At 47.3% G+C, this 14,807-nt stretch carries 8 protein-coding genes; 2 read left to right on the top strand and 6 right to left on the bottom strand.

The window, feature by feature from the left end; translation table 11 throughout:
* Positions 1-170 precede the first annotated feature (170 nt).
* The 4 genes from AABK39_RS21355 to AABK39_RS21370 all read right to left on the bottom strand — a co-directional run bounded on the left by AABK39_RS21355 (position 171) and on the right by AABK39_RS21370 (position 7,105).
* Positions 171-1,820 carry a RagB/SusD family nutrient uptake outer membrane protein gene (locus AABK39_RS21355; protein WP_338395271.1) on the bottom strand — a complete coding sequence of 550 codons (1,650 nt, stop codon included), beginning with the start codon at positions 1,818-1,820 and terminating at the stop codon, positions 171-173.
* 5 nt (positions 1,821-1,825) lie between these two features.
* The gene (locus AABK39_RS21360) at positions 1,826-5,170 is read right to left on the bottom strand and encodes a TonB-dependent receptor (RefSeq protein ID WP_338395272.1); all 3,345 of its coding nucleotides are present in this window, start codon (positions 5,168-5,170) and stop codon (positions 1,826-1,828) included.
* A gap of 66 nt (positions 5,171-5,236) precedes the next feature.
* On the bottom strand, positions 5,237-6,391 hold the full coding sequence (locus AABK39_RS21365; protein ID WP_338395273.1) for a FecR family protein: 1,155 nt from the start codon (positions 6,389-6,391) through the stop codon (positions 5,237-5,239).
* Between the two features lie 126 nt (positions 6,392-6,517).
* Positions 6,518-7,105 (bottom strand): RNA polymerase sigma-70 factor, encoded by a 588-nt coding sequence (locus AABK39_RS21370; RefSeq protein ID WP_338395274.1) that lies wholly within the window; start codon positions 7,103-7,105, stop codon positions 6,518-6,520.
* Positions 7,106-7,596: 491 nt separating this feature from the next.
* On the opposite strand from AABK39_RS21370, the gene AABK39_RS21375 reads away from it, so the two are divergent.
* Positions 7,597-9,651: a hypothetical protein gene (locus AABK39_RS21375; RefSeq protein WP_338395275.1), complete on the top strand. Its 2,055-nt coding sequence runs from the start codon at positions 7,597-7,599 to the stop codon at positions 9,649-9,651.
* Positions 9,652-9,735: 84 nt separating this feature from the next.
* Here AABK39_RS21375 and AABK39_RS21380 read toward each other — a convergent pair whose 3' ends face one another.
* Both AABK39_RS21380 and AABK39_RS21385 read right to left on the bottom strand, forming a co-directional pair.
* Positions 9,736-12,300, bottom strand: a complete 2,565-nt coding sequence (locus AABK39_RS21380; RefSeq protein ID WP_338395276.1) for a hypothetical protein — start codon at positions 12,298-12,300, stop codon at positions 9,736-9,738.
* A gap of 346 nt (positions 12,301-12,646) precedes the next feature.
* A complete protein-coding gene (locus tag AABK39_RS21385; RefSeq protein ID WP_338395277.1) occupies positions 12,647-13,900 on the bottom strand; it encodes an alpha/beta hydrolase-fold protein in 1,254 nt (417 codons plus the stop codon).
* Positions 13,901-14,191: 291 nt separating this feature from the next.
* Here AABK39_RS21385 and AABK39_RS21390 point away from each other — a divergent pair, with 291 nt between their 5' ends.
* On the top strand, positions 14,192-14,797 hold the full coding sequence (locus AABK39_RS21390) for a DUF4291 domain-containing protein (RefSeq protein ID WP_338395278.1): 606 nt from the start codon (positions 14,192-14,194) through the stop codon (positions 14,795-14,797).
* Positions 14,798-14,807 lie beyond the last annotated feature (10 nt).

The raw sequence follows: 14,807 nt of genomic DNA on the forward strand, positions 1-14,807 counted from the left end.
ACCTAATGCCTTAGACCTAATACCCCTTATAATTTTTCACTAAACTGGTTTTCAAAAGAAGTCACGGAACCCAACATTTCATACATGTATAAAGGTCCCGTGACGGATCACACGGAAAATCTACGGCGAGCGTAGCAATTTCTTTTTCATCAATTACCGAATTAAGGGCTTTACCAACCCGGGTTCTGGACAAGGTTTTCGTTCAGAGCCACTTGTACTAGCGGAAGTGGCCAGAGGTAATGTTTGTCTTCGAAATACTTTGTTGCCGACGGTTGGATAATGATAAAGTCATCGGCGTCCTTGTCAAACGAATCCCAAGGAACCAACGGGTAAACGGCGTCGCCGTAGTTCTTGATTCCTTTTGTCGGTTCGTTGAGTACGGTGTGGGCCACGCCCCAGCGCAAGAGGTCGTCGTAGCGGAAGCCTTCAGAGGCCAGTTCCACCACCCGCTCGCGACGGATTTCGTCCAACATATTGAGTTGTACCCCGGCCGGATTCGTTCCGTTGACAAAAGCGTTGGTAAGGTGCGGCATATCCACACGGTCGCGCAAAACGTTGATAGACAAATCCAGATCCGCATCCGTAATGGCCCCTCCAAGCTCGTAAACGGCCTCGGCGTAATTGAGCAACACTTCGCCGTAGCGGATCACCATATAGTCGATATGGCCTTTGACCAAATCGGCGGGCTCTGAGATCACCACGTATTTTTTCCAGTGGTATCCAGTTGAGGTGCCCGAGTTGGAGAATTCGGGAACGTATTTTTCCCCGGCTTTCCACCAGTCATCCTCAAACGGCACGAAAACGGAAGCCTTGAGCCTTGGGTCACGGTTCTCGTATTCCGATTGGGCCGTAACGTAACCTTGGAACCGATCCGAATGCTTGATAGGCAAGCCGTCGTCGGCTAGATAGTAATCTATCATCTTGCGGGTCGGATGCAGCGTACGCGATCGGGTCAGCTGGTAGCTTCTGTTGTGGCTACGCCAATCGAGAATATAACGCGAAGCCAAAATCGACTCCTTGCTGTTTTCCCCTTCATAAAGGAAACTGCTCGTATAGTTGCTGTATTTGTCGCCGCCGGGCTTGGTATACAGCATGTGTTCTCCGCTCTGGATTACGGCGAGGCTGGCCGCTTTTGACTTTTCGAGATAAGCCTTATGCTCGCCGTTTTCGCGGTATTTTTGGCGGGTTCCTTCGTAAAGGGCCACTCTGGACAGAAAGGCCTGCGCCGCCGTTTTGGTCACCCTTCCCTCTTCGGATCCTTTAAGGTCACTGATATTCGGAAGCCATTGCGCAGCGTAGTCTAAGTCGGCCAAGATAAAATCGGCCACTTCCGTTCTGCTGTTTCTCGGAGCGTACAACTCGGGCGAGTCCAGATCAAGAAGCTTGTCGATGATCGGGACGCCTCCGTATGACCGGAGCATACCGTAGTAAAGCCAAGCCCTAAAGAAACGCGCCTCGCCGATATAGCGGTTAACGATGGCCTCATCTAGCGATTCCAGAGCCTTCGGCGCCGAACCGATAATCTTGTTGCATCTCGCTATGCTTCCGTAAGCGCCGTCCCAAGGGCCGAAGTTGTTGGTGGGCGTAAAGGTAGAGGACCCTATTTCGTTCGGCCCTCCGCCGTAGCTGATGTCCGTATACACGTCGCGGTTGCTGAAACCGCCCAATTCGGTGTAAAGCCTGTTACATGCCTGGGCCAAGTCTTTTTCCGTTTTCCAGAAATCGTTGTCCGTTAGCGTGTTGTAAGGTTCCCTCTCGATATCGATATCGCAGGAAACGAAAGCAATCGCCGATATAAGTAGTATGTAAAGTCGTTTCATGGGAATCAGGGAGTAATGTTCAGACCAAAAGTCACACTCTTAAGCACGGGATACTGCGTCACGTTCGTACTCTGCGGATCAAGGAACGGAACGAAATCGTCTTGGACGAATAGGTTACGGCCGTTGGCGTAGAGCCTAAGCTTTGACACATGAAGTATATCCGTGATGTTTTTCGGGAAAGTATACCCGAGCTGTACGTTTTTGAGTCTCAGGAACGAGGCGTCCCAAAGCATCCTGTCGGATATCTTCCAGTTCCAACCGTCGTTGTAGTACAATCTCGGATATTTGGCGTTCGGGTTCTCAGGTGTCCAATAATCCAAGTGGTCCTCCCATTTCGGATATTGGATCGGGTTTACCTTGTTTCCACTGATATAGATATCCTTTTTGCCCACGCCGTCGAAAGTCAAGCCGAGATCCAGGCCTCTCCAAGACACGTCGAGATTGATAGCGTAGTTGTAGCGCGGCGATGGGTTGCCGAGATAAACGATATCGCCCTGGTCGATCACGCCACTTTCGTCGATGTCCATGAATTTGACGTCACCGGCCGCGTTTCTCGAATGATGTTTCGCCCAATTCGTTACCTCGTCATCGCTTTGGAACAGGCCGGCGGTGGTGTAGCCGAAATAAGAACGGAACGGATAACCCTCTATGTTACGTCCCGATCCGCTGAAGATGGCTCTTGAGCTTTCGTATTTCGTAATCTCGTTTTGAGAATCATGCAATGTGGCGCTTAGGCTGTAGGAAAGCTCCCCTACTCGGTCTCTCCATCTCACGCTCACTTCCCAACCCCAAGTTTCGAGTTCGCCGCTATTGTAAGTCGGCACGTTCATTCCGATAACCGACGGAATGTCGACGGCCACCAACATGTCTTTGTTTTTCTTGGTGTAATATTCAAAACTACCGGTGAGTCGGTTTTTCCAAAGGCCGAAATCAATGCCGATATTCTGCGTCTCGATAGTTTCCCAAGAACGCGCCGGCGAGGCCAAGGAATTCTGCACCACCCACTTGTTCTGGCTGTAATCGTCGCCGATCGGATAATCGCCTCCTACCTGAAGTTGCGGAACGAAATCGTACAGACCGATACCGCTTTGGTTGCCCACTTGCCCCCAAGAGGCCCTGATTTTCAGGTCGCTCAAAAAGCCGGTGTCTTTAAGGAAAGACTCCTCGATAATGCGCCAAGCAACGGAAGCCGAGGGGAAGAAGCCCCATTTGTTGTCGTCGGTAAACCTTGAGGAAGCATCGCTACGGAAGCTGGCTTCCACAAAGTATTTCTTGGCGAAGTTATAGTTCAGACGCCCGAAGTACGAGCCAATAGCCCAATCCGACACGCTGTTATTGTTGTACTGTTCGCCGGTGCCGAGATCAAGAACACGGACCAAATCGTTGGAGAAAAATTCCTTACGGCGTCCCGAGAGGTTGTCGCTGATATTATCCTCATACGAAGCGCCGAGCATAATCTTGGCCTCGTGTCTCCCGACAACCCTTTTGTAGGAAGCGTAAGACTGGAAATTTTTATAAAATCGATATTTCGATTCCTTTATAAATTCGTTAGGGTCGTTTTCCCTACCGATCGGAATTCCCGGCCTCACGCTATAGCGCAAAAGGGTTTTCTTTTCTTTCGAATTGTTATCGTGGCTATATCGGAATCCTGCCAAATTCACCCACTCAAAGCCTTTGAACGGCTTTAAAGTGCCGGAAATATTCAGGTTAAGATCATTGGTCAACGAACGGTGACTCCCGCCTTCCAGAAGGTCGTGCACAGCGTTACCCCCGTTGTTGCCTCCCCAATCGCCTGTGGTTTTCCACTTTACGGGATTAAACGGGTGCTGGCTGATAGCTCTGGTCAACGCGCCCGCATAGCCTTTTACCGGACGGTCTTGGTCAGCGTGCGTAAATCCGATTTTAGCGTCCAGCCTGAAATGATCGCCCACTTCGGCGTTGAGGTTCGAGCGGAAATTATAGCGCTTGAATCCGTAATCGCCGTATTCGTAAAGCGAGCTTTCGTCCGTATAACCGGCCGAAACCCAATACCCGGCTTTTCGCGTACCGCCACTCAACGATATGTTATGCTTCTGCAAAGTGGCGCTTCCGACCACCTCGCCAATCCAATCCGTATTGCCCGTGCCCACAAAGTGCGTAGTCGGCCTGCGGGGATTGGGGATTTCAGTAACGTCCGGATCGGCAAGAGCTGCCAGAATATCGGGATGCGTAAAGTCGGTTTTCCGGCCCGCGGCTATCTCCGAAAGGCCACGCAATTCGGCGAACTTTTGTCCCGAAAGCGATTCGGGCAGATGTGTCGGCGACTTGACCGTATAGCTTCCGCTATAATTGATCTTGAACTTTTCGTTTCTGTTTCCCTGCTTGGTAGTGATCAGTATAACACCGCCGGAACCCCGGGCTCCGTATATGGCGGCCGAAGAGGCGTCTTTCAGCACGGTGTAGCTAGCCACATCGGCCGGATCGATCAGCGAAAGGCTACCCTGCACACCGTCGATAAGCACTAGCGGAGACCCGCCGTTTAGCGAGCTTTCGCCCCGGATCCGCAAGCTAGGCGACGCGCCCGGCGACTCTTGGGCCGAACCCGTGATGGTAAGGCTGGGCACTAGTGTTTCTATCGCTTGGTTGATATTGGTGACCGGAAGTTTTTCCAGCGCCTCGCCTTTCACCTCGTCTACGGAAGTGGAAAGCTCCGCCTTGGTCTGCGTACCGAAACCGACCACCACTACGGCTTCCAGCTCTTTGAGGTTCTCCTCGAGCGTAATGTCGAAACTTGTACGGTTACCTACCGAGACTGCGATAGGTTTATATCCCACAAAAGAGAATTGCAGGATGTCAGTGGCTTTTACCTTTAACGCGAACCGTCCCTCAACATCCGTAACCACACCGATGGCCGGGTCGCGCTTGAGCGTGACGTTTACCCCTATCAGCTCTTCGCCGTTTTCATCCTTTACGGTCCCCACTACCGGGAAGGTGTTGTCCTGAGTTTTTGTGGCGGGCGCAACCTTTCTGGGCCGAACCAAAATCTGTTTGCCATAGATTTCGAATTCGTAGCCCGTACCTTTCAAAGCGTCGAGCATAAAAGTTTTAATTGCCATACTCTTGGCCGTTACCGAGACTTTGACCTGAACGTCAACGCTGTTTTTGTCGAAAAGCACCTTGTATTGCGTGTTCTTCTTCACGAACGCGAAAACCTCTGACAGGGTGGCTTCGCGAAAATCGGCGGTCAGATTATCTGACTGGTCGTTGGCGAGGAGGTTCCCTGCCGGAACCTGCAAGAAAAGTAGAGACAAAAAAAGTCCCGTCAAGATCCTTATCGGGACCTTGTTTCTGGTTTGTAAAAGTTTTTTCATAATTTGTGAATTGGTTTACAAAATTGCGGAAGCAGGGCTTAAAGGGAGCTCCGCTTCCGCCTCCGTTTACTTCAAGAAAGCGTATTTTTTATCGTCACTTATCCTGAATTCAAAATCAAAAATCCCGCTCATTCCCGTTAACATTTCCTCTAGGCTTTCACCTTCGAAAGAACCCGAAAACTCGGCTTTGAGCAGTGCCTTGTTGTCGCAACGTAACTTGACTCCGTAAAAACGCTCTATCTCGGGAATCATCTCCCCGAAAGGCCTGTCGCCAAAAACCAATGCGCCACGCTTCCAAGCCATCTTTTCGTTAATGTCCGTTTTGCCGGCTTTATATTTTCCGTTTGATATCTCAACATATTCGCCCGGTTTTAGTCTAACCTTACCCTTTTCGGAAGCCAACTCCACCGAGCCTTCCAGCAGGGCCGTATTCTCAAAACCCTCTGATTCGAAAGCCCTTAGGTTAAATACCGTACCCAAGACCTTGACGGTAGCGCGGGCCGTCCCGACGGTGAAGGGGCGGTCCGCGTCTTTAGCCACTTCGAATATGGCTTCACCGTTCAAAAAGACTTCGCGGCACTTGGTGTCAAACGTCTGCGGGTAGCAGAATACCGAACCCGCGTTCAGCAATACGCCCGTGCCGTCGGTTAGCCGGATATAGAATCTTCGCCCTGTCGGGACTTTTACTTTTCTGTATGCCAGCGTTCCGGTTTTTAGTCCAGACGAAGCATACATCGCCGTATCGTTGGAAACCGTCGCCTTTCCGCCGTCAAAACCAGTCGATTTGCTCTTGCCTGCGACCGCCATATCTATCCAAACATAGTCTCCTTTTTGCCCGTATTCGGCCCCCATGTCAAAGTCGGCGTACTCGGGTCGGTCGTTTCCGAAAAACCAAATACCAATGGCCAAAATGAAAATCAGCGAAGCTGCCACTCTCGTATATAAAGGCCATAATCTTCGGATTGGCTTTTCATCTTTACTCTCTTCAAGCACAACGCTTTGTCTATTAGACTTATGTTGTTCAAACTCTTCCCAACCATTAAACCGATCAAACCATTGGGTCAAAGCCTGCGCTCCTTTTTCCGATTCTTCCTTCGCTTTCCGAAACTCTTCGAGTCGGACATGCACCTCTTCATCCTCTGCGACTATTGATTCCACAAACCGTCTCTCCATTTCCGAGGCTTCGCCACAAATATACCGTACCAATATGTTATCTGTCATTTCCATCCCTTTCGACTAAGCATGACAAGAAAGTCCATCGAATCCCCCACAAGACACTTGAAAAAAATATTGAAATTCAATTTCAAACCTATGAATCCAGAACAAAAAACACTGTAAACCAGCGAATTAAACTAACAGGTGGATTTCAAAAAAAATCCCTACCCGCCGAATTACTTCACCAGCCATAAGGAGCCCAATAAGCTCCACGCCCTTAGCCGAGAGCCGTGCGCGAAGCTTACCCAACGCTCGCGCAATCTGGTTTTCCACCGTTTTGGGACTCAGCCCCAGTTCTTTGGCAATTTCCTTATGGGTTAATCCCGAAAATCTGCTAAGCTCAAATACCTCACGGCAACGTTCCGGCAAGTCGTCGATTACTTTGTCCATTTCACCGTAAAGTTCGTTATAGGTCACTGCTTCGTTCAGCGAGTCGGTATAATTGGAACTGAGCGTGGTGGTTTCATGGATATACCTTCTTTTTACATCACGGCGGGCCAGTAGGTTTACCGCCCTGTTATGTACGGAACGATACAAGAAGCTTTTGGTGGTTTCTTGCGCCGGAGGCGAATCCCTGATTTCCCAAAAGGCGACAAAAACATCCATCACCAGCTCCCGGGCTTCCTCGTAGTTTTTGAGCAGACGGTAAGCGTATGCGCATAAGCTGCCAAAATTTCCTGTATAGACTTCCTCAAAATCGGATGCGGTAAGTTTTTCCATAGGGAAGAATTCCGTGTAAAAATTGAAATATAGATAAAATGAGGCCGTTGCGCAATCGTGTGTGAGGGGGCGAAGACATCGTTTATAACGTCGTCAACATCAGGTGCCCGTGTTTACGGTTTCGGAACGGTAACTTTTACAGTAGTAAAAACTTTTGTATGATAAAATCTTGGGGATCCGGTTGAACAACCCTCCCGTGATCCGAAAATTTATTATTCGTTATTGTCCCGGGCTCCTTTGGTTTAGAGCCTTGGCATCGTACCGAAACGTGGCATATGATATTTCCGGACCAGAGGTTTGGCTTCCGAAAGTTTCCGCTGTGTCATTTTTTCAATTTCATAACAGAACGCATCTCGACAACGATCCTTTGCAAAGGACACCAAAAACATAATTTTTCAAACATAAAATCAGCATTTCCCACTACTGTCCCACCCTTTTCCGGCGGTTTTTGTGGCCTAGTGCTCCTACATTGGCTGAAAAATCTTAATGCCATGAAAAGAATCTTCAATCTTGTCGCCTTGTGCGCCCTTGCGATTTTCGGGGCCGGCGTCACGCAAGGCGCTTTTGCGCAACGGGCGCTAAATAAGTACCTGGGCAAAACTTCTACGAGCGTAACCGTAAAGAGCGAAGGACGCAGTAGCCAGACCTTCGGTGTGGAGTTTGGAAAAAACGGACTGGGTACCGCCACTTCCAACGCCCCTTTTATTATTAACAGAAAAATTGAAAAGGGTGAAGCGGGCGCCCAGCGCTACGCTTTCGAGATCGAGGCCAAGCAGGACATCAACTTCAGCTTGCGGAATGAATGGATTTTCGACGGTTTGTCTTTTGACGAATCCCTGTTCTATATGCCGGGTTTCTGGTACAAGCGCAATGAGCGCACGCCCAAGAACGCGCCGTCACTGAACGTTTCGGACAATTGGTCTGTGCGCGACGACCGTTTGACTACTCCTTTGGCCGGCTTCTTTCAGGCAGGGAAGAGCTTGGGCATGTTCGTGCGCCGTACCGATAAACTGGCCGACGACGTGATCATGGACAAGAAGGAAGGCGAGGTCATTCTCAACGGCAATTCGAGCATCGGTTCCGTTGGTTTCGCCAAAAGCGGTAACCAGCCTGTACTTACGGCTCAGTACCCGTTTCATGAAGCTCCGTATTCTTACCAAACCAAGCTGAAGCTTACGCCGGCTTTGAGAGGGTTCGTCTCTTTGAAAAAAGGCGAAAAGAAGACGATCAGCTGGGAAGTGAAAGCCGTGCCGGCGAAGGATTATACGGAATACGTTTCGAAGACTTGGGAACATTCTTTCGACAACCTCGATCCGCAACCGCTTGAGGAATATTTGACGGATACCGAAATCAAGGAGACTCTGACCAACTTCCACAAGGAAGCGATTTATACGGTAAACGGCCTGACAGGCTTCTCCGGCCTTTGGTACAATATGGCCACTTGCGAAAACACGGGAGTGCTTTCCGTAGGTTTCTGCGGCCGTACACTGATCAACTCGTTTAACCTTCTTGAATTCGGCGACCAGCAAAACGATCCGGACAAAGTGGCTTTGGCCCGCAAGGTTATCGACAGTTATTTCGATAACGGATTTACGGAATCGGGATTGCTCCGCGAGCAGGTTTACCGCAACTATAAAGAGACTGTATACAGCCTCCGCAAGCAGACTGAAGGAATTGTGGCGACGCTTTACATCCTGAACTACGACAGGCTCAGGGGCAAGCGCCACCCGGAAGTGGACGCCAAAATCAAAGGACTTTTGAAGTCGTTTGCAAAAATGCAGGATACCGACGGAAGCTTGCCACGCAAATTTGACCGTCAGTTCAAGGTATTGGACAAGTCGAAAGGAAGTACGCAGCTGATCATTACGCCGATGCTGTTGGCTTCGAAGTATTTTGACGATCCGGAGTTTAAGGACGTGGCCGTAAAAGCCAGCCGTTTTATCGAGAAAGAATTGGTGGGCAAAGCCGATTACTTCTCCTCTACCCTTGATTCGAACTGTGAGGACAAAGAAGCCGCGCTTATCGCGTCCACTTCGCTTTTGCAATTGGCTCAAGTGTCCGAAGGTAAAGAGAAACAGCGTTATATCGAGTTGATGGAAAAATCGGCCGTGTTTACGCTCAGCTGGTACTACCTCTACGACGTGCCGTTTGCCCAAGGTCAGTTACTCTACGGCGCCAACCTCAAAACCCGTGGCTGGGGTAGCGTATCGACGGAAAACAACCATATCGACGTGTATATTTTCGATTTCTTGGAAGTACTTCGCTGGTTGGAGGCCGAAAAAGGCAACAAGCGCTACGGGCAGATGGCCGATGTTATCGAGTCATCAATCCGCGAGCAGATGCTTCCTTACGAATACCATATGCGCGGCGTGGGCAAAAAAGGTTATATGCCTGAAATCGTGCAGCAGACTATGTGGGATTACGGAGCGAATGGCAAAGGATTCCTAAACGTACACGGCTCAATCGGCTGGACCGTGGCCTCGGTTTGGGAAATGCTCTCGCCGGGAAGGTTCGACAACTTTATGAACTCTTTCGAAGGAAACTAATCCGATTTATTTTTTACTGGGCTCTGGGCAAGTCTCGGCTTGCCCTCCGCAACGCCTTACTGTTCATACAAAGCCGGCCGGTACTCAAATACGAGCGCCTTCGCCGGCTTTTTCTATCATTTCATCCATAGTGTAGGCATAGGCCTCGCCGTAAATTTTGGCGTACTGAGTAACGAAGCTTTCGAACGCCAACTTTGCTTTCGCGCTTTCGTGCCCGGAAAGGTACATTGACAACCGTCTGGCCATAGCCCATTCGTTCAGGGCGTCCCAACGAAGCATCAACTCCAACACCCGTTCCCGCCGTTCCGGAGAAACGGCGTAATCGCTACGAAATACGGGCTCCCAGCGTTCGTATTGTTCTTTTTTAATATCGTCGAGCCATTCGTAGGCATGGTTGGGCAACACATTTCCACCGGCTAACAAACGGGAAAGCTTATCAAAATCGGTAGTTTCTTCCGCTTCCAAAAAATCGCAACGCCAATCTTCAGAAAGTTGGGCGTACCAACGTCCGCCTTCAAAGGCCAATATGATTCCTTCGAAGTCGAGCAACGCTTTTTTCAGACGGTTAATCGATTTCTGCCGGTTTTCTTTTTTCTGCGCCGGCGACGCTCCGTCCCAAAGCAAATGACCGATATCCTGTGGCGCTATTCCCCTTTTTCCCTGAAGTAAAATCAAAAGGAAAAGTTCTTTCAGTTTCGGCCCCAACTTTTCGGAATAATCGTCATTGTCCACGGTGATTTTCAATCCTCCGTAAACTCTGATCTCGTTTTTCGAAATCGGATTTTGATATATATTTCCTTGTTGCTCAACCTCTTTTTGCTTTGGTATTTCTATCGTCTCAGATTTATTTTTTCTTTTTAAAATAAAAATTACTAAGAGAAATAGAACGATCAGTATTGATGAAAAAACAACCAAATATAGGAAGTCAACTGATTCGGCTTTATTTATATTTTCGATTTCACCGGATACACCCGCCATCAATTTTCCGGAAGGGACAAAATCGATACGGTAAAGGTCAACCCTCGATCGATTTTCGGTAATCGCATATTTCAATGCCGCCCATAATTCGCCAGTCATTTTATTATGGAAAAAGAAAACCTTGGCGTCCTCAATCGAGAAAGGAAATGGAATACCGTCGGCCAGCGCTATATTCTCGCCCGTTTTCAGATCGAAATACCGTAAACGGAGTTTGGTCTTGTTTTGCTTTACGCCCTCAACATCCAACGACTGAGCGATATAAGGAAAAGTCAGCGTAAAGAATCCGGAAGAATCGTCGGCCATCACCAGTTGGTTGGCCGGCACCATATCTTCGGGCGGGTTTTCCAGTTCCCAAAGCTTCCGGGCCGTCAGTTCTTTTAAATTAATTATATAAGCGTCATAAAAATGATACGCACCCGAAAAATGCTGTCCGTCCGGACTTCCATAACCTCCGAAAAGTATAAATTCTCCGTTCTCCGAATACGGCCCTACCGCAGCGCAAGTTCTGGGAGAAATAATATCGCCGTTTAACGACAACTTTTCCCAATTCTTAGAATTGGCAACATACCGGATCAATTCATTATGGAAAGTGTAGTAACCGTATCCGCCGAAAAACGCCGGCGTACCCGTAACAGGGTCTATAAACGTGCTTTTATGCTGGCGCTCCCTGACTTGCGTATCTTGCCCGCCGGAAAGGCGAATCCATTCCGTATTTCCATTAGATAAAAATAACGGTCCGGGCCCCTGTGGAAATACGAAAACGGAGTCGTTGCCGTCAGCCACAGCCGTAAAATCTCGCGAATCGATTGGGATTTTTTTCGACTGTTTCCGAACCGATAAAGCCAAGCCCTGCATGTCGAAGACACGGAGGGTGTCCGGCTCCACAAACCATAGTTCCTGCGCGTTGGCCCTGTAGGCTATACCCGGATTCGCTTCGGTCACGAAACTCGCCGTCTTACGCCAACGCCGGTATTTGTCGGCTACCCAACCCCGAGGCTTTTCCAGCTGGGCTATTCCTTTTCCCAATTGGTCTTTTAATTGGCCGTCGGTTTTATTGTTTCGCTCAAGCGTCCAGTGCCGTTTAAGTTTTTCATTTTCAAAAAAACGAATGTCTTTGAGATTAATGGGCAGGATCAAAGGTGTTTGAAACTTTCCACTGTCGACATGACCGAAAGTAAAAAACGCCTTTCCGCATTCGAATTCCAGAGCCTCGGTAATATGTCCATTGATCCGGAGACGAACCTTTTTCTTATCGAAAATAATAGAAGCCCGATTCCAGCGGTTTCGGCTGAAGTCATTTCTAGGAATCTTGACTTTGGTATGGGAGACTCCGTTTTTGTTAAGATAAAAAGCAAAGCTCTTCTTCCCGTTTCCCTCAAAAGGCGTCATCGTGACCGAATACGTGTCGGCGCCACAAGCGAAAACCATAAGTTGACCGAACTGGTCTACTTCCCTAACCTGAAAATCGAAATCAAAACGGGAATTGCCCAATGGAATATTCAGCCCTCGCTTTGGCAAAAGCTTTAGCGTAGTACGGCCAGACTCTTCGGTCTCGTAGCTATTGAACATGACACCCCGCAACCCGCCTTCCGGATACGCCAACGCGCTCCGCCAAAGGCCGGCGAAAGCCATCAAAGTCAAAAACAAACACTTAAGTCGTCCCAATTCCAAATCTATTTCCCTTTATACCGGCCGTTTTTGGCCTTCCGTATATAACGTTCAACGGTTTCCCCGATTGTATTCTTGTCGGGGATTTAGCGGTTTTGGGGTAAAGATAAGGGAAATGCGTTGTTTTATTTCGTTAATCCACCTCTTAGATAAGAAGTAAAAGTAGAAATCCCATCTCCAATAAACCTGAAAATGGGACTCTCGATTATTGAAAAAAATAGATCTAAAACAGAGATCCTTATTTCAAAAATTCTTCACTCCCTTTCAAATTCTGTGAACCTTTCAATCCTGTCGCCCATATTATGTGCAAAATATAATCTTTTTTAAATATTTGACAATAACCTAAGCATTATTGCCTATTTCCTGTCAGAGCTTTTTCTAATTTTCGCAACCTGTCTTTATGATATTTCGAGCCGCTCAAACCATAAGCCTTTATGGCATATTCGATAGCTAAAGCGTAATTACCGGATCGTTCATAATATTCTGACATCGAATCGTAGGCGTTGGAACTTTCCGGGTAAAAAGCCAATGAACGTTCAAAGTACATTTTCGCCTTTTTAGGCATTCCCTGATCCATACTCATATAGCCCAGAGTATTAAGCACATCTTCTGGATAAGCGGGTACGGAATAGCCAAAATGAGCCTTGAGCTTTGCTGATCGTTGGTCTATGACCTTTCTTAGATCGGCTACAGGGGTTTTAGGATTATTGATTTTTTCGATATTTTCCATCTGAAACCAATTAAACAACGACACCAACCCATTTTTTATGGAAGGATAAGCAACAGTTCCATGCAGTTCGTTCGGAAAAAATTCCCATTCAAATGAAAAACCTTCTTGCGTCATGCTTTTTGCCTTTTTTGAAAACTCAAGATTGGAACGCGGAAAGAGAGTAAACCCAGTGTCATCGTCCATAACGTTATCAATCGTTATTTCCAAATTGGCCATATGTAACGGCCCCGCCAAAGACATATACAATGACTTATTTTTATAATCTCGTCCAGAAAGTGACCGCTTCGCCTTTTTCAAAAACTTTTGATTATCCCATTGCAAACTAGGGTCAATCGCCAGATAATTTTTGAATAAATCTTTGCGCTCAGTCATAGTGTAGATCGTAAATAACCCGCCGTAAGAATGGCCTATCAGCGTTCTGTAATTCGTTACAGGATAATTGCGTTCAACATAAGACACTAATTCCTTTTCGATAAAATCCAGAAACCTCGAAGCTCCTCCAGATTCCACGTTTCTAGGAGCGCCCTGACTATTTTCCGGTGTTGAGGGAGTTAAATCACGAGTCCGGTTTTTATGATTCGAAATACCGACAAGTACCATTTCAGGCATAAACCCACCCGAGTAATAAGCGTGAGCATCGATTACCGTCGGTAAAAGCGACGCTCCGTCCAGTACAAATACTACAGGGTATTTGCGTTTACTATTTTTCGAAAAACTCTCCGGCAGTTGCACATAAATTTCTCGTCCTTCATTGAGAACCTTTGAAAATAGACTGTCTTGGGTACCGATACATCTCAGATATCGATTTCCGGATTGTCCATAGACCGTAATGGAAAAAAGAACGATAACGCAGAGGGAAAAGATTTGTCTCATTTGAAAAGTGTTTCCGTTAGATAAAATACGGTAGCTTTCCCCTCTTATCTCCAACCACGCCGTTTTTGATGGGTACAATAAAGGATCTTTTCAACTAAAAACATAATTCATGGATAAATATTTTCTAACCATTAATTTGAAAGGTTATAAAACAAAACCTAATGGAAGGCCTCCAACAAAATCACATAAATATAACTTTACTAACACCATCTTATCATAAACACGTAGCGTATTTTTATTAAAAACGACTCAAACATTTCAATTATAGGCTTAACTATATATTTTGCGTTTATGGACATTAATAATATAAGAGCTGTATTTGACGAAGAACATATTACTGTATATCAGGCATATCGTCCCGGAATCGCTGTTCCGGCGATAAAGGCCCAGAAGTTTGTACCTCCCTTTAAACTTACCCGGATGACATGGATTAAGCCATCGCTTCTTTGGATGATGTATCGTAGCGGGTGGGGACAGAAAGAAGGCCAAGAGCATATCTTAGCAATAAAAATTAAACGTGAAGGGTGGGAATGGGCGTTAGCCAATTCATGTCTTTCACATTTTGATTCTTCGGTTCACGAATCCCATGAAATTTGGAAAAACAGTGTGGCCGAATCACCTGTTCGGATTCAGTGGGATCCCGAAAAAGACATATTTATCAACAAGCTTGATTACCGTTCAATTCAGGTTGGGCTAAGTGGCATCTCTGTAGAGAAATACGTCAATGAATGGATTGTGTCAATTGAAGATATATCGGAAAATTGTCGAGATATCTACCAATTGGTCCAAGAAAAGAAAATAGAAGAGGCAAAGGCATTACTGCCACAAGAAAAAATTCACCCTCTACCATGCGATATAGCCAAAATATGCGGTGCTTCGGAAATACATATCTCTTAGATTTCTATTT

Source organism: Fulvitalea axinellae, assembly GCF_036492835.1.
Taxonomy (GTDB): domain Bacteria; phylum Bacteroidota; class Bacteroidia; order Cytophagales; family Cyclobacteriaceae; genus Fulvitalea; species Fulvitalea axinellae.

Excerpts from the sequence above, each read along its gene's own strand:
- AABK39_RS21390 (WP_338395278.1), top strand. The coding sequence starts at position 14,192 with ATGGACATTAATAATATAAGAGCTGTATTTGACGAAGAACATATTACT.
- AABK39_RS21385 (WP_338395277.1), bottom strand. The coding sequence starts at position 13,900 with ATGAGACAAATCTTTTCCCTCTGCGTTATCGTTCTTTTTTCCATTACG.
- AABK39_RS21370 (WP_338395274.1), bottom strand. The coding sequence starts at position 7,105 with ATGGAAAAACTTACCGCATCCGATTTTGAGGAAGTCTATACAGGAAAT.
- AABK39_RS21360 (WP_338395272.1), bottom strand. The coding sequence starts at position 5,170 with ATGAAAAAACTTTTACAAACCAGAAACAAGGTCCCGATAAGGATCTTG.
- AABK39_RS21375 (WP_338395275.1), top strand. The coding sequence starts at position 7,597 with ATGAAAAGAATCTTCAATCTTGTCGCCTTGTGCGCCCTTGCGATTTTC.
- AABK39_RS21365 (WP_338395273.1), bottom strand. The coding sequence starts at position 6,391 with ATGACAGATAACATATTGGTACGGTATATTTGTGGCGAAGCCTCGGAA.
- AABK39_RS21355 (WP_338395271.1), bottom strand. The coding sequence starts at position 1,820 with ATGAAACGACTTTACATACTACTTATATCGGCGATTGCTTTCGTTTCC.